The 17,508-nt window shown below is 57.4% G+C and carries 18 protein-coding genes; 10 read left to right on the plus strand and 8 right to left on the minus strand.

Annotated features, from left to right (window positions below):
• Positions 1-242: 242 nt before the first annotated feature.
• Genes I6L33_RS18375 through I6L33_RS18385 form a run of 3 tightly spaced genes read left to right on the plus strand, consistent with a single transcriptional unit; the run spans position 243 to position 2,172 of the window.
• The gene (locus I6L33_RS18375; RefSeq protein ID WP_216973076.1) at positions 243-1,358 is read left to right on the plus strand and encodes an ATP-binding protein; all 1,116 of its coding nucleotides are present in this window, start codon (positions 243-245) and stop codon (positions 1,356-1,358) included.
• A gap of 1 nt (position 1,359) precedes the next feature.
• A complete protein-coding gene (locus tag I6L33_RS18380) occupies positions 1,360-1,704 on the plus strand; it encodes an STAS-like domain-containing protein (RefSeq protein ID WP_201940034.1) in 345 nt (114 codons plus the stop codon).
• Positions 1,705-1,719: 15 nt separating this feature from the next.
• Positions 1,720-2,172: a hypothetical protein gene (locus I6L33_RS18385; RefSeq protein WP_201940037.1), complete on the plus strand. Its 453-nt coding sequence runs from the start codon at positions 1,720-1,722 to the stop codon at positions 2,170-2,172.
• 427 nt (positions 2,173-2,599) lie between these two features.
• Here the strand turns inward: I6L33_RS18385 and cysS are convergent, their stop codons facing one another.
• Positions 2,600-3,976, minus strand: a complete 1,377-nt coding sequence (gene cysS / locus I6L33_RS18390) for a cysteine--tRNA ligase (RefSeq protein ID WP_216973077.1) — start codon at positions 3,974-3,976, stop codon at positions 2,600-2,602.
• Positions 3,977-4,166: 190 nt separating this feature from the next.
• Between cysS and I6L33_RS18395 the strand changes: the two genes are divergently transcribed.
• From I6L33_RS18395 to lpxH, 3 genes are read left to right on the plus strand one after another with little or no spacing between them, the layout of a single operon-like run.
• Positions 4,167-4,664, plus strand: coding sequence for a peptidylprolyl isomerase (locus tag I6L33_RS18395; protein ID WP_005302674.1), 498 nt, complete (start codon positions 4,167-4,169; stop codon positions 4,662-4,664).
• Positions 4,654-5,349, plus strand: a complete 696-nt coding sequence (locus I6L33_RS18400) for a DUF4269 domain-containing protein (RefSeq protein ID WP_216973078.1) — start codon at positions 4,654-4,656, stop codon at positions 5,347-5,349. The genes I6L33_RS18395 and I6L33_RS18400 overlap by 11 nt, the downstream gene beginning before the upstream one ends.
• Positions 5,346-6,071: a UDP-2,3-diacylglucosamine diphosphatase gene (gene lpxH / locus I6L33_RS18405; RefSeq protein ID WP_216973079.1), complete on the plus strand. Its 726-nt coding sequence runs from the start codon at positions 5,346-5,348 to the stop codon at positions 6,069-6,071. Before I6L33_RS18400 ends, lpxH begins: the two co-directional genes overlap by 4 nt.
• 86 nt (positions 6,072-6,157) lie before the next feature.
• Here lpxH and nrfD read toward each other — a convergent pair whose 3' ends face one another.
• From nrfD to I6L33_RS18425, 4 genes are all read right to left on the minus strand, one after another.
• Positions 6,158-7,111 carry a cytochrome c nitrite reductase subunit NrfD gene (gene nrfD / locus I6L33_RS18410; RefSeq protein WP_216973080.1) on the minus strand — a complete coding sequence of 318 codons (954 nt, stop codon included), beginning with the start codon at positions 7,109-7,111 and terminating at the stop codon, positions 6,158-6,160.
• A gap of 48 nt (positions 7,112-7,159) precedes the next feature.
• Entirely contained in the window at positions 7,160-7,828 is a 669-nt protein-coding gene (locus tag I6L33_RS18415; protein ID WP_123247407.1) for a 4Fe-4S dicluster domain-containing protein, read from the minus strand.
• Positions 7,825-8,454, minus strand: a complete 630-nt coding sequence (gene nrfB, locus I6L33_RS18420; protein ID WP_216973081.1) for a cytochrome c nitrite reductase pentaheme subunit — start codon at positions 8,452-8,454, stop codon at positions 7,825-7,827. The genes I6L33_RS18415 and nrfB overlap by 4 nt, the downstream gene beginning before the upstream one ends.
• Before the next feature lie 147 nt (positions 8,455-8,601).
• Positions 8,602-9,213, minus strand: a complete 612-nt coding sequence (locus I6L33_RS18425; RefSeq protein ID WP_216973082.1) for a c-type cytochrome — start codon at positions 9,211-9,213, stop codon at positions 8,602-8,604.
• A gap of 247 nt (positions 9,214-9,460) precedes the next feature.
• Here I6L33_RS18425 and I6L33_RS18430 point away from each other — a divergent pair, with 247 nt between their 5' ends.
• Genes I6L33_RS18430 through I6L33_RS18440 form a run of 3 tightly spaced genes read left to right on the plus strand, consistent with a single transcriptional unit; the run spans position 9,461 to position 14,606 of the window.
• Positions 9,461-11,575, plus strand: a complete 2,115-nt coding sequence (locus I6L33_RS18430; protein WP_010633520.1) for an OmcA/MtrC family decaheme c-type cytochrome — start codon at positions 9,461-9,463, stop codon at positions 11,573-11,575.
• A gap of 56 nt (positions 11,576-11,631) precedes the next feature.
• Positions 11,632-12,603, plus strand: coding sequence for a DmsE family decaheme c-type cytochrome (locus I6L33_RS18435; protein WP_216973083.1), 972 nt, complete (start codon positions 11,632-11,634; stop codon positions 12,601-12,603).
• 11 nt (positions 12,604-12,614) lie between these two features.
• Positions 12,615-14,606 (plus strand): MtrB/PioB family decaheme-associated outer membrane protein, encoded by a 1,992-nt coding sequence (locus I6L33_RS18440; RefSeq protein WP_216973084.1) that lies wholly within the window; start codon positions 12,615-12,617, stop codon positions 14,604-14,606.
• Positions 14,607-14,893: 287 nt separating this feature from the next.
• Here I6L33_RS18440 and I6L33_RS18445 read toward each other — a convergent pair whose 3' ends face one another.
• A complete protein-coding gene (locus tag I6L33_RS18445) occupies positions 14,894-15,256 on the minus strand; it encodes a hypothetical protein (RefSeq protein WP_216973085.1) in 363 nt (120 codons plus the stop codon).
• A gap of 134 nt (positions 15,257-15,390) precedes the next feature.
• Between I6L33_RS18445 and I6L33_RS18450 the strand changes: the two genes are divergently transcribed.
• Positions 15,391-15,582 (plus strand): hypothetical protein, encoded by a 192-nt coding sequence (locus I6L33_RS18450; protein ID WP_095592433.1) that lies wholly within the window; start codon positions 15,391-15,393, stop codon positions 15,580-15,582.
• A gap of 25 nt (positions 15,583-15,607) precedes the next feature.
• Here the strand turns inward: I6L33_RS18450 and I6L33_RS18455 are convergent, their stop codons facing one another.
• Complete coding sequence (locus tag I6L33_RS18455) at positions 15,608-16,141, minus strand: hypothetical protein (protein WP_213343920.1); 534 nt, start codon at positions 16,139-16,141, stop codon at positions 15,608-15,610.
• Positions 16,138-17,181, minus strand: a complete 1,044-nt coding sequence (locus tag I6L33_RS22080) for a type VI secretion system PAAR protein (protein WP_254204946.1) — start codon at positions 17,179-17,181, stop codon at positions 16,138-16,140. Before I6L33_RS22080 ends, I6L33_RS18455 begins: the two co-directional genes overlap by 4 nt.
• Positions 17,182-17,508 lie beyond the last annotated feature (327 nt).

A 17,508-nucleotide genomic window follows, 5' to 3' on the forward strand; every position in this document is an offset into this window, starting at 1 on the left:
TATCACACCAATTAAAAATATTTTACTGTACAAATCATAGTGCTTTGGAACATAGGTGATATGCCTGATATTGAAAACCCGACAGTGATATTCTCGCCGTGATAACACCTTGTTTTTCGAACGTCCAATTGTGCTTCACTAATCTAACCTACGGCCCTGTACTGAATTTTATATTAAATAAACCTTCTTATATAAGAAGGGGTTGATTGAAAATCATATTGATGTAGAAAAGGATATTAATAATGATACATAGAAAAGAAATTAAAAGACAACGCCGACGATTTACAAGCAAGTTAAAAAAAATACTATCAAATACATGGGGGAGTGGCTTATCAGAAGACATAGAGAAAAACAGACTTCAGCTAAAAAAAAGGAAGTATATAAAATCAAATAAATCTATACCAAAAACCTCTCGAACAGAAATGAGAGAAAAACTAATGGCCCCAACTTATATAGACTATTACAATGACTATAATTACGACAAAACAAATGCTTTTTTAAACAAATTGCGAAAAATAACGTGCGAAAAAATGAGGAAAGTATCAATAGATTTCGAAAACACCCAAAAAATAACAGCTTCAGCAATGATTTCATTTCTGGCCGAAGTCGACACCATTATCTCCCGAAGTCCATTAGGGCGTAATGTTATTACTTTTACTCATCCCAAGATTGAAAAGGTTGAAAGCGTATTAAAGCAAATCGGCTTCTATGACCTTTTGAACAAAAAGTCAAGGGATACTCCAGAGTTTGAAGATGTATCATATTGGAATTATGCATCTGGAGTTTATACAGATACTCAGCAAGCTTCAGAAGCCATGACTGAAATAGAAGCTAAAATCAGTCAAAAAGCCCAACGAAAACTTTATAAAGGTTTCAGTGAAGCTATGGCCAACTGCGTTGAACATGCATATCATGGCTGCCCTAGAAGTAATGACGATACAACAAGATGGTGGGCATTCGCTGGTGTAAAAGAAAACGTTCTTGTCGTTGTTATCTGTGACAAAGGGATTGGAATCCCTAAATCACTACCATTAACCCGTACTGATGAATTAATTGAATCACTTCGAAGCTTCCTTAAATTAACAAAACTTAATGACTCAGCAATGATAAAAATTGCTTCCAGAATGGGAAGAACAAGAACTAATCAAGGAAACCGAGGTAAAGGATTAAAAGACATCAGGGCAATTATTGACTCACTTAATGAAGGAAGCTTATCTATTTATAGTAACAAAGGGTATTATCGATACTATCGACATAATAAAAAACTAAATGACAGAATGAAAGAGCACAAATCAAGTATTTGTGGTACAATTGTCGAATGGTCTATCCCTTTATCAGCAGATATGCGAGAAGTTTAAGATGATCAAAATAATCAAGGTTGCAGATAAATTTCCATATCCAGGGCCAAGATTCAGAAGACTTGGACCTCAATCTGGAGAGGAGTTTAAAAATTATCTACATAAAGTATTGACAGATTTTTACGGCTCTGGATTTAATAACAATATAAACACTCGCATCTTAATAGACCTAGATGGGACCAGAGGCTATGGCTCTTCATTTCTTGAAGAAGGGTTTGGGGGATTAATAAGAATGGGCATACCTGACTCAATAATAAAATTAATAACTATTAAAACCGATGAAGAACCAGAACTTGAAGATGAAATAAATAGTTATATTGATGATGCTCGCAACTCAAGAGCATAACTGGGTGATGTGATTATGGCAGAAGAACACATAACATTCTCTCAATATATAACGTGGTCACTGGCAATTATTGGGTGGTTAATAACTTTATTCGTTGCATGGATAGTGCTCAGGAAAAATGCTAGAAACGCATGGATTGGTGATATAAAAAAGGCGCTAATTGAACTTGAAGATGAATCGATTACCTTTTGGATGGGACCTAATAGCGACATTGATTTACTTGAGCTAAAAAAGTTACGAAGAAAGATAAAAGAAATAACAGCATTGGCAATGGAGATAAAAGAGTATGGGGGGCCAGACTATCCAAAGCACCTATACCTACAATTACGTCAATCGGTAACCACAGAAAAATACCATCAGGACAATATAGATATGCTAAAAAGAGAGCTATCGTCAAGTGATGATAGGATCAATAGCATTTCTGATATTTGCTCTGACCTAAGGGTTCACTACAAAAGAGAGCGGTAATATAACCAAGTAAAATTATCGCCCTTCCCAAAAAACACTAACTTCATTTACATTTCCCAATAGAACCACCCAATGGTAAGAAACTCTATTTGGTTTATCTAATTCATAATTCAGCAGATAGATTCTTATCCATCATAAAGACTAGAGTACAACTGATTAGGATCACCATCAGAGATGGTGCAGCTGCGAAGCCATGCCATTAAGGCGTTGGACGGCATTCCGCTGATGAATGACGTTAGCTCCCCTCACCCTGGCCCTCTCCCACAAGGGGAGAGGGGATCACAGCGCAGACCACCGCGGCTTAAGCAGAGCGCAGAGGCTTAAGAGGTGTCTAGGGAAAAGCCACAAACAAAAACCGCAGCCCCAAGGCTGCGGTTTTTTTATTGGGTCAACCTGTTGGCATCAGGCACCAACAGGGCCACCGGCCTTAGGCACGGCGCCAGCTGGTCTTGCCGGCGCTGTCTTCCAGCACGATACCCATCTCGGTGAGACGGTTGCGGGCGGCATCGGCCGCGGCCCAGTTCTTGTCGGCACGGGCCTGATTGCGCTCGGCGATCAGGCGCTCGATTTCGGCAACCTCTTCGTCCGCTTCGTCACCCTTGAGGAAGGCATCCGGATCCTGCTGCAGGATGCCGAGCACGGCGCCGAGTTCCCGCAGACGGGCACCGAGGCCGGCGGCCACGGCCATGTCTTCACCCTTCTGGCGGTTGATCTCGCGCACCAGATCGAACAGGGCGGAGTAGGCTTCCGGGGTGTTGAAGTCATCGTCCATGGCATCTTTGAAGCGAGCCACCTGCTCGTCGCCACCGGTAGCAGCAGCAGCCGGCAGATCACGCAGGGCGGTGTACATGCGCTCCAGTGCGGCGCGGGCTTGCTTGAGGTTATCTTCCGAATAGTTGAGCTGGCTGCGGTAGTGGCCGGACATCAGGAAGTAACGGACGGTTTCGGCATCGTAGTGGGCCAGCACGTCACGGATGGTGAAGAAGTTGCCAAGGGACTTGGACATCTTCTCTTTATCCACCATCACCATGCCGCTGTGCATCCAGGTGTTGACGTAGTCGCCACCGTGGGCGCAGCAGGACTGGGCGATCTCGTTCTCGTGGTGCGGGAACTGCAGATCGGAGCCGCCGCCGTGGATGTCGAAGTGGTTGCCAAGGTGCTTGGAGTTCATGGCGGAGCACTCGATGTGCCAGCCAGGGCGACCCGGGCCCCAGGGGCTGTCCCAGGTCGGCTCGCCGGGCTTGGACATTTTCCACAGCACGAAGTCGAGCGGATTGCGCTTGGCATCCACCACGTCGACGCGGGCGCCGGCCTGCAGTTGCTCCAGATCCTGGCCGGAGAGCTTGCCGTAGTCGGCGTAGGATTCGACGATGAACATCACATCGCCGTTGTCCGCCACGTAGGCGTGCTCTTTATCCAGCAGGGATTGCACCAGCTCGATGATCTCGCCGATGTGCTGGGTGGCGCGCGGCTCGACGTCCGGGCGCACCATGCCGAGGGCGTCGAAGTCGGCGTGCATGTCGCCGATCAGACGCTCGGTCAGGTCGTCACAGGTGACGCCGGTTTCGGCGGCGCGCTTGATGATCTTGTCGTCCACGTCGGTGACGTTGCGCACGTAGTTGAGCTGATAGCCGCTGTAGCGCAGGTAACGGGCCACTACGTCGAAGGCGACGAAGGTGCGGCCGTGGCCGATATGACAGTGATCGTAGATAGTGACGCCACACACATACATGCCCACCTTGCCCGGGTGGATAGGTTTGAATTCTTCTTTTTGACGAGTGAGTGTGTTGTATATCTTCAGCATCTTATGACCACTGCCTGTGAGTAAAATGGCCTGCCATTCTACCCGCATCGCGCGTAGAAAACGAGGCAGAAAACGTGCCGGATCCGGCGCACCATCTATGCCGCAGGGCCCTGATGGGCTAGAATTGCCACCACTTTATGCCATACACCTGCGGGCACCTCGTCGCCCGCATCAAATGAAAGGACATATCATGGTCACTCTGCACACCAATCACGGCGACATCACCCTCACCCTGAACGCTGAAAAAGCCCCGGAAACCGTGGCCAACTTCCTGCAATACTGCCGTGACGGTCACTACGACAACACCATCTTCCACCGCGTCATCGACGGCTTCATGATCCAGGGCGGCGGCTATGCCCCTGGCTTCGAAGAGAAAGACACCCGCGCCCCCATCAAGAACGAAGCGGCCAACGGCCTGTCCAACAAGGTCGGCACCATCGCCATGGCCCGCACCATGGAGCCGCACTCTGCCAGCGCCCAGTTCTTCATCAACGTGAACAACAACGACTTCCTCGACTTCAAATCCGCCACCACCCAGGGTTTTGGCTACTGCGTGTTCGGTGAAGTGACCGCCGGCATGGACGTGGTCAACAAGATCAAGGGCGTCAAGACCGGCAACTACGGCCGCATCCACCAGGACGTGCCGACCGAAGACGTCGTGATCACCAAGGTGACCCTTGCCGAGTGATCTCTGCCTTCTGCGAGATGAACTGACTGCGGCCCCGGCCGCAGTTTTTCCATCTGCGAAGGCCGGCCCCATCGACTGGCGCCGTCTCGACTACCTGGCCCACGGCAACCCGCGCCAACGCTCGGCCCATGCCCTGCTCACAATCAGGGTGTGGGATAAGCTGGCAGCGCAGTGCAGCGACCTGGCGCTGGTGAGCACGGTCGCCATCGGGCTCGACCGCCCCGGCAGCGATCTCGACATCGTCTGCCAGCATCCGGACCCGGCCACGTTTGCCGCAGCGCTGGCCACCCAAGGCTGGCGGGTTGCGCAAAAGGGCGATGCCATCTGGCTGGCTGAGCAGACCGTCACCGGCGCCGATGGCCACCCTTGGCCCCTTGAACTCTACCTCACCCCGGATCCCCTCGAGCACCTCAACGGCTGGCGCCACCTCAGCCTGATGGCTGCACTGCTTGAGCAGTTCGGCGCGGTGTTTTATCACCAAGTGCTGCGCCTGCGCCTCGAGCAAGGATTGAAAGGGGAAGCGGCCATGTGCCACTTGCTGAGCCTTGCCGGCGATCCTTATGCCGCGCTGCTCACCCTGGAGGGCGGCGAGCTGGCCCCACTGGCGTGGCAGCCGAAGGCGACGGGCCCCCTTTCTACCTCCACTTCCAGCCACCTCGACAGGGCCCAGCGCACTTTCTCATGAGCACCCTCTTTATCAGCGACATTCACCTGTGTGCCCAACGGTCCGACATGACCGCCGCCCTGGTACGCTTTCTGGCGCACGATGCCCCCGGCGCCGATGCCCTCTACGTGTTGGGCGATCTGTTTGAATTCTGGATTGGCGACGACGATCCCAATCCCCTCCACGGCGAGGTGGCCGACGCCTTTGCGGCCCTGAGCCAGCAGGGGGTGCCCCTCTACTTCATTCACGGCAACCGCGACTTCTTGCTGGGCCAGGCCTTTGCCAAGCGCGCCGGCATGACATTGCTGGGGGACCCGTGCGTCATCGAGCTCTACGGCGAGCGGGTGTTGCTGAGCCACGGCGATCTGCTCTGCACCCTGGATGAGGGCTACCAGAAGTTTCGCCGCATCACCCAGCTCAAGTGGCTGCGCTGGCTGTTCCTGCGCCTGCCGCTCGCACGCCGCCAGGCCATCGCCCACAAGATGCGCGGCCAGAGCCAGATGGAAAATGCCCACAAGAGCCAGACCATCATGGACGTGACCCCGGCGGCGGTGGACGAGATGCTGCGCCAGCACGACTGCCGGATGATGATCCACGGCCACACCCACAGACCCGCCATCCACGACTTCCAACTCGACGGCGCGCCTGCCCGGCGCATCGTGCTGGGGGACTGGTTCGAGCAGGGTTCGGTGTTGGTCTGCCGCCCCGGCGAGCAGCGCCTCGAGCAGCGGGCGCTGATCTGACCAAGCAGGCTGGCGGCAATAAAAAAGGCGGGAAGATCCCGCCTTTTGTTTGCCTGCAATTTGCCTGCGCAGTGGCTACACACCAGCTACATCACCGTCATCTGCCCCGCGTAGAGGATGAAGTAGCGCAGCAGCAATATCCCCACCAGGCTCAGGCTGCAGATAAGTGCCAGCCGGGCCGGTTGATGGGCCTTGGCCTGACTGCCTACCAGCCCCAGCAGCTGGGGCAGCAGGATCCCCAGCCCGATGACCCCGAACCAGAACACCTGGGACCAGAAGCCGCCGCCGATGGCCGCCCACATGGCCGCTTCCCGCTGGCCGCCACCAAAGTAGAGGCCGGTGAAAAAACAGATCAGCAGGAACAGCTCGATGGCGACGATGGGCCGCTCGAAGCGGTGCACGAAGCTCACCCCGCGGCTGTGGCCATCCTCCCGAAACAGGGTGACCGCCAGCAAGATGGTGGAGGCCACCCCCGAGCTGATGCCGGAGACCAGAAACAGCGCCGGCAGGATCGGGTTGTTGAGCATGGGGTAGGTCTTGAGGGCGGAGAGCAGAAAGCCGGTGTAGGCCCCGAGCAGCACGGCCAGCAGCAACAGCAGTGGCGCCAGCAGCCGCTCGAGGCGGGCGAGCCAGCCGATCAGCCCATCCACTAAGGCGAACCTGTCGCTCAGCAGACGTCGGCGCAGGGCCTCGATCTCGGCCCGAAACACCACCGCCAGCCAGGCGAACAGCACCGCCATGTAGACCTGAAACAGCATGACCCCCATCGACATCACGGAGTCGAACTGGTAGTGGAACATCAGCTTCCAGAAGGTCCAGGGACGGGCCAGGTGGAAGATGAGGATAAGCAGCCCCAATACGACGCTCACCGGCGCCAGAATGGCGGTCGCCTTGATGATACCGCTTTCGCTGCCGGCCCCCTGCCGGCGCAGCAGCACCGAGAGGGTGGCCGAGCCTGCCGAGATGCCGAGCAGAAACAGGTAGATGGCGATGGGGCCATCCCATACCAGGGAGTCGAAGTGAAACGCATCATGCCACATGGTGCTTCCCTCCCCTCAGCAGGTTCACGTCATACAGATGAGACGGGCTCATGACTTCACCTCCCCTTTCGGCACCCGGTACATCTTGGGCGAGGTCCCCAGGAACTGCTTGTAGCGATAGGTGGTCTCCTGCACCAGCCGTTTGGCGATGGGACTGCTTGGATCGTCCAGATTGCCGAACACCAGCGCCTTGGTCGGACAGGCCTCCACACAGGCCGGTTGCTTGCCCGCCGCCAGATTGGTCTTGCGGCAGAAGTCGCACTTGTCGGCAACCCGGGTGACCGGGTTGATGAAGCGTACCTGATAGGGGCAGGCGGCCAGGCAATAGCGACAGCCGACACAGAGGTCGGGGTTGATGTCGACGATGCCATCCTCCGTCCGGATGTGGGAGGCGCCGGTCGGGCAGACGTGCACGCAGGGGGCGTTGTCGCAGTGCTGGCAGGATTTGCGAAAGAAGCGGTACTCCTGCGCCGGATACTCCCCCACCGGGCCGCTGCGCAGGATCTGCAGGCGGGCCACTCCTTGTGGCACCTGATTCACCTCGCGGCAGGCATCCATGCAGGCGGTGCAGCCAATGCAGGCCGTCTCGTCGTGGATCATGCCGTAGCGCACGCCCTTGATGGTCATGCTGTTGGCCAGGGCGCGCGGGGCCCCCGTCAGCAGGATCAGGGCGCCGGCGCTCATGCCCACCATGAAGTCGCGGCGGGTCGTGTTCATGAGCCCTCCTTGACGGCGCCGCCGAGACCAGCCTCATGCTGCTTGCGGTGACAGTCGACGCACAGCTTGATGCGGGACTTCTCGGGGATCCCCACCATGGGCTCCTTGGCCGGGTGCAGCTGGTGACAGCTGGTGCAGCTGATCCGGGTGGCGTGCACGTCGTGGGCCCAGAGGGCCTTGCGCAAATCGTCCGGCTCATGGCAACTCATGCAGACGCCGTTCTGCTGGCTCAGCGGGAAGGCATCGTCGCCAAAACGCATCACATCGACGATGCCGCCGCGCTGCTTACGGTGATCGGCCGACGCATTGCCGTGGCAGTTGGTGCAGGTTACCTGCTCCCCCGTGTTGGGGTTGGTGACCTGGCCATGCTTGCCGTGCATCCCCTCAGCCCCATCGTGGCACTTCTCGCACTTGGCAAAACGGGCCGCGGCCTTTTTGGCGGCCGCCTTCTTCTTCTCCGCCTTGGCCTGCTTTTCGGCCAGGGTGGGTTGCTCTGTCTGCTCGGCACTGGATGTGGCACTCGGCGCAGCTGACGTGGCATCGGCTGCCTGCGCGCGGGCCAGCGCCAGCTGACCCGCCCCCAAGGTGAGGGAGGCGAGCAGCAGCCACTTGATGATTTTTTTCATAGGAAACTCCGAAACGGTGGCACCCGGGGTGCCGTCTACCCGCCTGGCAACAAAAAGGAGCCGATGAGAGCTCCTTTGACGGTCGTGAACACGAGACCACACCCCGCCAGCGGCGGGGTGGCTGCGTCAGCGGGAGGGGCTGCGACGTTACTGCTGGCTTGCGTAGTACTCGGCCAGTGCCTTGAGGTCGTCATCGCTCATGGCGATGATGGCCTTGTTCATCTTCTCGTCGTTGCTGCGCTTGCCGGCCTTGAACTCCTGCAAGGAGGTCAGCAGGTAGCCCTTGGGCTGGCCGGCGAGGATGGAGGCCTCGTCTTCCGCCACCGAGCCGCCTTCGGAGTGGCACTTCTTGCAGCCGGAGTCGTCGTGCAGTTTCTGCCCCGCCTTGGCCAGCGCCGCATCGAACGGCTGCTTCATCGGCTGGTAGGGCAGCTCTGCGTAGTGCGCCGCCAACTCGTCGATCTGCTCGTCGCTAAGGCCCTTAACAATGTCGGTCATGTTCCCCTTCTTGCTGGTATCACCGGTGACATGATTAACGGTCTTGGCCGGCCGGCCGTCGAGGTAGGTGCGCATCTGCTCGGCAAGATTTGATTCTGCCAATCCTGCAATGGTCGGAATATCGTTCTGGGTGCTGATCCCCTGATTTCCATGACATGAGTTACATGTATCCACCAATGAGTCCAGGCTGGCATGTGCGGTGCCAATAGAGCCCAAAAGCAGCGACAGACCCACTATTTCCAGATTCATACTGCGTTTCATTTCTCATCCCTCTTCCAGAAAAGGTCTATAAACCCCAGTTAAAAAAGACATTTTTATAATCCAGGTTGATTTTCGATCCGTTTTTGAGACTTAGATCAACGCTCTCTAATATATAAACCTTACAATTAAGATGGAAATGATTTATACCGTATTCAGTCCTCTTTTGACCCTTAAGTAGTATCTTTTTGGGAATTTTTTGAGCTGGCTCATATATGGAACAATAAGTCCGATAAAAAAGGATAAAAGAATGAAATACTGGAAAGTATTGGTGGCTGCAGCAATGGTGTTCACCCTCTCCTCCTGCGGGGGCGGCGGTGATGGCAACGACAAGACGGATCCACCACCCCCTCCGCCGGGCACCCCGGATTCGCTGGTGATCTCGGCCTCCACCCCGCAACTTGGCGAGAGCGGTCAGCTCTCGGTGCAGTTCAAGGTCACCGACAAGCAAGGCAAGGGGTATGACCTGGGTAGCACCCTCCCCTCCTTCACTCTGGCCAAGGTGATCCCCGGCCGTGACGCCACGCGGGAAGACCCCGTGATCTGGAAGAGCTTCATCTACAGCACCCGCAACAACCGCCCTACCGGCGAGAACAGCGGCAAGCTGGAAGCCCTCGGCAATGGCCAGTACCGCTACACCTTCTCCTTCAATGCCACCACGGTGCGCGACCCTTATCCGAGCGATTCGCAGGACAACAACGGTTTGATCCGCTGGGATGAGGCAGCGACTCACCGCCTCGGCATCTACTTTGGCGGCAGCAACGACATTCCGGTCACCGACTATGTGCTGGACTGGGTGCCGGCCGGCACGCCCCCGCTGCTGACCCGCGACATCCTGGAGCAGCAGAGCTGCGACAGCTGCCACATGAAGCAGCCTATTCACCACAGCAACCGGGCCGATCCCAAGCTCTGCGTCACCTGCCACAACGAGAGCGTGCCCGGCAGCGGACGGGGCGATCTGACCACCCTGGTGCACAAGCTGCACGGCAACCTGGATGCCACCGCCACCAAGCTGGTGAGCCACTTCCCGCAGGATCCGCGCAACTGCGACACCTGCCACAAGGGCGTCACCCCGACCACCCCGGATGCCAACAACTGGCAGCACGCCCAGGAGAAACCCTGCGGCGCCTGCCACGCGGACTCCACCACCACGACCGGCTACATCAGCCACATCAACGGCAAGATCAGCAGCGGCACCCTCTGTACCCAGTGCCACGCCGAGACACCCGGCAACACCAAGTCCCCCAGCAGCGTGCACATGGGCTACCTCGCCAACGAGGCTGCCGGTCGCGACAAGCTGGTGTTCAAGTTTGACGACGTGCGCTACGCCGCCCCCAACATCGAAGTCGAACTGACCGTGACCGCCAACGGCACGCCGGTCGAGACCATGGACGGGGTGCTCAAGTACATCAAGTACGGCGATCTGGCCAAGGCTCCCTACGTGCTGGTCAACTGGGATCAGGGCAGCGGCTTCGAGCTGGGCTACACCAACCCGCAGACCTTCGTCGCCGGCAACAAGATTGACTTCACCCAGTGCGAAAGCCAGGGCGGCGGCAGCTTCCTGTGCCGCAAAGAGGTGGGTAACGCGGTGACCGGCACCCTGGCGGCCACGGTCGCCGAACTGCAGGTGTGCGTGGCCCGCAAGGCGGATCGCAACGGTGCCTTCGCCGCTGGGGATCTGCTCCCCTGCAGCAGCACCGCCAGCGCCCTCTCCTACGTGGCCATCAACCCGGTCAAGGCCTACTTCCGGGTCGAAGGCGGGGTCGACGGCAGCTATGTGCTCAAGGCAGGGGCGGATCTGGCCTCTTGCAACGGCTGTCACAAGGACCTGGCAGTCCACACCGAGGGCAACGCGGGCTCGGCCCACGCCTCCAAGGACTTCGCCCAGTGCACCAGCTGTCACAACGCCACCCGCACCTCCTTCTATGCGGGTGTGCCGGGGGATCTGAAGTACCACGTGCACTCCTTCCACGCCTTCGGCTCCCATCGCAGCGGTGATGCCACCTTCCCGGGCAAGCTGAACAACTGCGAGTCCTGCCACACCAAGGGTCAGTACAACCTGCCCAACCAGCAGAACGAACGACCCTCGCTGGTGGCGACCACGGCAGACAACAAGCAGCCCAGGTTCTTCAGTCCGACCCTGGTGGTCTGCGCCAGCTGCCACCTCAAGTCGCCGCTGGGGCTGGTCAAGCCGGACAGCCCGGTCGCCGGGGATGAGTGGGCCACCCACATGAAGAACAACGGCGCCATCTTTGGTGCAGAGACGATAGAGGCCGCCACCGGGGTTGAACAGTGCGCGTCCTGCCATGCCGTCGGGCAGGAGCAGGGCGTCGACAAGGTTCACAAGGTGTATGACTTCCGTTGAGACCACCAGGCCGGGGGCATGCCTCCCCCCGGCCCTTTGCCGTTGAAGGACACGATATGAAAAGAATCACCCCGCAGTGGCTCCTGGCGGGTTTGCTGGCACTCGGTTGCCTGCCGGTCTGGGCCAAGAGCGATGCCCAGCCGGCGGCCGATGCCGATCCGCGCCTGCAGGTCGAGGCCACCCTCGACCAGAAATTCGACCAGGGCAAATACTCCCCCAAGGGGGCCGATACCTGCCTCAAGTGCCACGATGCCGACTCGCGCAAGCCTGCTACCGGCATCTTCCACAATGTGCACGGCAACCTCGGCAACCAGAACGGGCCGATGGCCGACAAACAGTGTGAAGCCTGCCACGGCCCCGCCGGCAACCACCCGCGCAATCCCCGCAAGGGGCAGCAGCGGGAACCCATGATCACCTTCGGCCCCGACTCGCCGGTACCGGTGGAGAAGCAGAACAGCGTCTGCCTCTCCTGCCACACCGATACCCAGCGGATGGGCTGGCATACCAGTGCTCACGCGGTGGAGGATCTCTCCTGCACCAGCTGCCACAGCCTGCACCAGGCCAAGGATCCGGTGATGGACAGCAAGCTGCAGGTGGAGACCTGTACCAGCTGCCACGCCCAGCAAAAAGCCGATCTGCACAAGCGCACCAGCCACCCCATTCTCAATGGCGAGCTGCCCTGCTCCAGCTGTCACAACCCGCACCAGTCGCAGAACGAGGCCAGCCTCAAGCAGCCCAGCCTCAACGAGAGCTGCTACGAGTGCCACGCCGAGAAACGGGGCCCCTTCCTGTGGGAACACGAGCCGGTGACCGAGGATTGCTCCCTCTGTCACAGCCCGCACGGCTCCATCAACCAGGCGCTGCTCAACAAGCGGGTGCCCCAGCTGTGCCAGGAGTGCCACAGCGTGCCCCATGCCAACGTCTCCATCCCCGAGGGGGATCTCAAGGTGCGTGGCGGCAGTTGCCTGAACTGTCATAACCAGATCCACGGGACCAACCATCCCAACGGTCAATCACTGCAGCGCTGAGGAGAGAAGTCATGAAATACTCAACACTTTGGCTCTCCCTGCTGGCGGTCTGCTCGGCCCAGGCGGCCGAGGAGCCGCTGGCAGTCGGGGATTACGCCCTGCAGCAGAGCAAACCGGCCAAGACCGAACGCTGGAGCTGCAAGTCTTGCGAGCGCGATGAGGGCTGGTTTGGCGAGGTGGGGCTGGGTGCCGGCTATGCCAACGACGATGGCGCCACCCGCTTTCGCAACTGGGTTCCCAGCCAGCAGGACAGCGGCATGCTCGGCATCTTCAACGCCGACCTGCAATACCGGGGAGAAGGCTCCCGCTACGGCAGCTTGGAGGTGAAAAACCTCGGCATGGAGCGCTTCAGCCTGGCGACCGAACAGGGCCACTACGACGGCATGCGCGCCCGGCTGGGCTACTCGGAATCCCCCTTCTACTGGAACAGCCACGGCCGCAGCGTCTATCAGCCGGGCGAGAGCCCGCTGACCCAGGGGTCGCTGGCCGAGTTCGACAAGGAGGTGGTGCGCAAGAAGCTGACCGCCGGGCTCGCCTATACCCCGAAGAGCCCGTGGCGCCCCTACGCCGATTTTTCTCATGAGAAAAAAGAGGCCACCCTAGCCTACTACCAGTCGAGCGTGCCCGGCATCGGCAGCGGGCCAGGCCTCTTGCCCAAGCCCGTCGACGGCAGCTCGACCACCCTGGTCAAGAGCGGCGTCAGCTACCTGGGAGAAGGCTGGCTGGTCGATCTCGCCTACCACGGCTCCCTCTACCGTACCGATGACACGGCGCTCTACTATGGCAGCGTCGCCGCTCCTTACGCCAACGAGCGCGCCTACGAGCCGGACAACAACTTCCACCAGCTGAGCCTTTCCGGCCAGTACAACTGGGACCGGCAGAGCCTGAGCGGCCGCGTGCTCACCAGCCAGGCCACCACCAACGGCAGCCTGACCGCGTTTCGCAACGCCCCCATCACCCAGGATGACTTCCACGGCGAGGTAAGCACCCTGCAGGCCGATGCCAAGTGGGTAGGCCGTTTTGGCCGGGATCTCACCCTGCGCGCCGGCGGCGAGTATCGGGACCGCAAGGACAAGTCCGATGAATACGCGGTGGTCGGCAAGCAGCGCGGCAAGAGCGATCGCACCCGCAGCAAGGCGGATCTGGCGGCCGACTACCGGCTCAGCCGCTCGGTCAAGCTCACTACCGGCTATCAGTACAAGGCGGATCAGCGCGAGCAGGCCGACCGACAGGACACCGACGAGCACACCCTGTTCCTCAAGGGGAGCTACCGCCCGGCCGGGGCGCTGCAACTGGGTGGCAAGCTCGCCTGGAGCACCCGCAACGGCTCGGACTGGCGCCACGACAGCGCCGGTGGCAACGGCAGCCCGACCTTGCGCCAGTTCTATCTGGCGGACAGGGACAGGGTCGAACTCAGGGGGGATCTCGGCTATCAGTTCAGCGAGGGGATGGATGCCCGCCTCGAAGGGTGGTGGGCCAGGGATGACTACAAGGAGCCGGACATAGGGCGCAGCGAGGGCAAGGATTATGGCATCGACCTGACCCTCAACCAGCAGTTCGACGACAACCTGAGCGGCCACCTGTTCAGCAACCTGCAGTGGATCACCTCCAGCCAGAACCACGCCTACACAGGTGCACCGGACTGGGATCCCTACAGCACGGCGGTGCGCGACGAGATCACCACCCTCGGGCTCGGGCTCACCCAGAAGAAGGCGTTTGACCGGGATCTCGAGCTCGGGCTCGATTACAGCTTCGCCTATGGCCGCGGCAAGACCGACGCCAGCAAGGGCTATGACTACCCGGATCTCACCAGCAAGCAGCACCGGCTGGAAGGCTACGCCCTCTATCAGCTCACCAAGCAGCATTCGCTGCGCTGGGATGTGCGCTACGAATACTTCCAGGACGTGGATTACCTCTACACCGGCGAAGAGCGCAACCTCGGCAACCTGAACCAGGACTACAACGGCTACTTCACCGCCGTCTCCTGGCTCTACAAGTTCTAAAGGACGGCCACGCGCCGGATAAGGACCGCCCCCCGGGATTGTCAGCCCAACAATAAAGAGGGGAGCCCAGGCTCCCCTCTTTGATTGTCAAACCCGCCAGCCTGCGTGACAGGCCATCAATGACATGATGTGAACACCAATACCATGTCAACACTTCCCCAGCCAAGCCAAATCACATGTGAACATTGATGAAAAAACATTTATATAAATATCAACTAGTTAAAAACGGCCAGTAGCGTCCAATGACCATAAATTGAAATTTTTATCGCCACTCTCCGTCATTACTTTTATTCCTTTTCGACCAGCAGCACCGACAGCCTGCGCCACTCTTCGGCAAACCGTTGCCTCAGATAAAACTGCCTGAGCATGATGGACAGTTTCTTGGCAAACCCGGCCTTGGCCTCTCTTGTCAGCAAGCACTGGATCTCCGCCCAAAGTGAATCACGTTCAAAGCCGGTCCAGATCGGTGGCACGGGCGTCAGGGTGTTGGTGTAACAAACCGGCGCCACCCATTCGAACAAGACCATCTCGACGTGGGCAACGGGAAAGCCCCGTGCCACCTGAGCGATCAACTCGAAATCGACCTCATTATCGACAAAGAGATCGGACAGCGCTTCACACAGATCAGTGTCTGCCAATGACTGGGCCACTCGCCAACGCCTCCCAAGACGGTATCTAATCAAGTTACACCACAGACACCAAGGAGGTTCAAGCTAATCGATGCACCGGGTCATCCACTGCCCCCCTAACCGGTGGCGCTCTCCCCCTGGCAAGTCGGGGTAACATGAGCCAAACCAAGACGAGGGCTCTGGTCGAGGGAGGCCGACTGCGCCGGGCGGTTGCCGGCGAGCTGCAACACCTGGAGGCACCCCGTTCGTGGATGGGGACCGAGAGCGCGAACATCTTCCAACTGCTGCTACAGCTGATGAACGTGGTGGAGCAGTTGGCCGGCCAGCTATCCCCCATCATCGAATAAAACAAAGGGCCTTTAAGGCCCCCTTTCATTTTTGCTCAAACATCTCTTTGTTTAACTTCTCTTTCAGTGCTTCCAAAGAGAGTCTGTCTAACGCATGGTCCAGTTTCATAAGTCCATGTGCTTCACAATTTTGAGAATAGATCTCCTTGCCAAATCGCCAGCTCGTCTGTTTGACGTAGCACTGCTCCCATCCCAAACGTTCAATATTCGACATGCTGACTTTTTGTGTCAGCAGTCCCAAACCAGCAGCTATAACAATCAAGGAGACGACGAAGATCACCCGCCTCTTAACCGCTTTTGAGGAAAGGTCTGGCTCAGGCATAGCCCGAGAAAGTATCAGCTTTCCACCGGCATATAGCATGAAAGGGGCCGCTAGTAGGCTAACGAAGATAGCGAACCATCCCCGCCAGTCATTCATTCGCAACGGATCTGCCGGTGTAAGTGCTTGCAGGTCCATGAATTCAGAACCAAACACTATGGCCATCCAAAGGCCACCTATTCCGAGTAATGCGACAACCAATCCACTGGCTCGCATCTGCCATGAGATCTGCCCAGTCATTCAAACTTTGCCTTAACCGCTTGTTTCATCATTTCTGAAAGCTCTGCTTCTTCGTCAACAAAGTCGATAATCTTACCAGCAGCAATCGTTGCCAGGGCAAAAACCGTCCCGGTTAACAAGATCCCGGGGCCGAACACAGTCGCAACAACTCCCGCAGCAATAATTCCAACTCCATTAGCAAGTGTGCCTTTGACAAGGTCTATGCCCACATTGCTGAAAAGATCTACCATCGTCGTCTCATCCCGTAAGATGTAGTCGATGACGTTTACCGAAACGGAGAAGACAAAATCAGCCAAGAATCCCATCTTTACCAAATGGGTATTCGCCTTTGCGCCTATACCCAACCTGAGAATCTTGGGGTTGCTGGCTTTCCAGATATTCCCAGGGATCGTTTTGTGAACCTGCTTATAGTTCTTGATGATCGTATAGGGTTCACCATCGATAACCTTGGTGTACGCAATTACCCCCATACCACCTAGCGCTTTCGCTGTGGATTGGGCGAGACGAATCCTTTCACCGGCATCTTTGATCGACTTGGCATCACCCAGACGGTCTTTGGCATTCAGCTCTTTCCAAAGCGATTGGAGTTCTTCAAAGGTCAGTACAGCGACAGTTTGAGCTGGTTGTGTATAGACGACGTCAAGGTACTCACCCGAAATAGGATTATATGGAGGCCAATAACCTGGTGATGAGGCCGGAATTTCCACGGTGCTGGACGCCGATGCCATAGCCGCGGCGCGGGCGGAGGGTGCACCATCACCCACAGTGACAGTTCCCCCACCAATGATGACCCCACCACAAGAAACCCCCTTCCCTGTAAACGCTAGCGGCTGACCATTCACAAAGACGGTTGATGAACCCGCAGCGATAGACCTGGGATGTGGTGGATTATTGGGTTTGTCATGAGGCTCGAGAGGGTCACCGACACGAGCGGCCGGGAGACCATCAATAAATACATCTGGAGAGCCGGAGATAATCTTGGTTGGTGGGAACCCATCATGGTCAGTTCCAATATCGCCAACCTTTGCTGCATTACCCATAGCAAGTTCCCGTTCTGTGATTCAAGAACAGAGCACTGTAAGGAGTCACTAGAAACTTGGTCAAAGTTCTAAACCGAAAGTTAAGAACCGAGTCTCAAAATGAACAGCTATACGACAAAGGGTGACCGAATGGACAGGCTGCCTGACAGCCCAAAGATGGCCAGGGAAAGGCGCCGCATCTAGAGGACCATCAGGCAGGGCATGCATCATACGTGGAGCCAACATAAGCTCACAGCCTCCCGTGCACACCAGCGACGCCCGCCGCCGCGTCTGCCTCAAAGAATCCGCGCTCATCCGCTCCCGCCTGCGGGCTTCACCAGGAAAAAT

It is taken from the genome of Aeromonas sp. FDAARGOS 1403 (assembly GCF_019047325.1).
GTDB classification, from domain to species: Bacteria; Pseudomonadota; Gammaproteobacteria; order Enterobacterales; family Aeromonadaceae; genus Aeromonas; species Aeromonas dhakensis.

Excerpts from the sequence above, each read along its gene's own strand:
- I6L33_RS18375 (WP_216973076.1), top strand. The coding sequence starts at position 243 with ATGATACATAGAAAAGAAATTAAAAGACAACGCCGACGATTTACAAGC.
- I6L33_RS18380 (WP_201940034.1), top strand. The coding sequence starts at position 1,360 with ATGATCAAAATAATCAAGGTTGCAGATAAATTTCCATATCCAGGGCCA.
- I6L33_RS18385 (WP_201940037.1), top strand. The coding sequence starts at position 1,720 with ATGGCAGAAGAACACATAACATTCTCTCAATATATAACGTGGTCACTG.
- cysS (WP_216973077.1), bottom strand. The coding sequence starts at position 3,976 with ATGCTGAAGATATACAACACACTCACTCGTCAAAAAGAAGAATTCAAA.
- I6L33_RS18395 (WP_005302674.1), top strand. The coding sequence starts at position 4,167 with ATGGTCACTCTGCACACCAATCACGGCGACATCACCCTCACCCTGAAC.
- lpxH (WP_216973079.1), top strand. The coding sequence starts at position 5,346 with ATGAGCACCCTCTTTATCAGCGACATTCACCTGTGTGCCCAACGGTCC.
- nrfD (WP_216973080.1), bottom strand. The coding sequence starts at position 7,111 with ATGTGGCATGATGCGTTTCACTTCGACTCCCTGGTATGGGATGGCCCC.
- I6L33_RS18415 (WP_123247407.1), bottom strand. The coding sequence starts at position 7,828 with ATGAACACGACCCGCCGCGACTTCATGGTGGGCATGAGCGCCGGCGCC.
- nrfB (WP_216973081.1), bottom strand. The coding sequence starts at position 8,454 with ATGAAAAAAATCATCAAGTGGCTGCTGCTCGCCTCCCTCACCTTGGGG.
- I6L33_RS18425 (WP_216973082.1), bottom strand. The coding sequence starts at position 9,213 with ATGAAACGCAGTATGAATCTGGAAATAGTGGGTCTGTCGCTGCTTTTG.
- I6L33_RS18430 (WP_010633520.1), top strand. The coding sequence starts at position 9,461 with ATGAAATACTGGAAAGTATTGGTGGCTGCAGCAATGGTGTTCACCCTC.
- I6L33_RS18435 (WP_216973083.1), top strand. The coding sequence starts at position 11,632 with ATGAAAAGAATCACCCCGCAGTGGCTCCTGGCGGGTTTGCTGGCACTC.
- I6L33_RS18440 (WP_216973084.1), top strand. The coding sequence starts at position 12,615 with ATGAAATACTCAACACTTTGGCTCTCCCTGCTGGCGGTCTGCTCGGCC.
- I6L33_RS18450 (WP_095592433.1), top strand. The coding sequence starts at position 15,391 with ATGAGCCAAACCAAGACGAGGGCTCTGGTCGAGGGAGGCCGACTGCGC.
- I6L33_RS18455 (WP_213343920.1), bottom strand. The coding sequence starts at position 16,141 with ATGACTGGGCAGATCTCATGGCAGATGCGAGCCAGTGGATTGGTTGTC.
- I6L33_RS22080 (WP_254204946.1), bottom strand. The coding sequence starts at position 17,181 with ATGGGTAATGCAGCAAAGGTTGGCGATATTGGAACTGACCATGATGGG.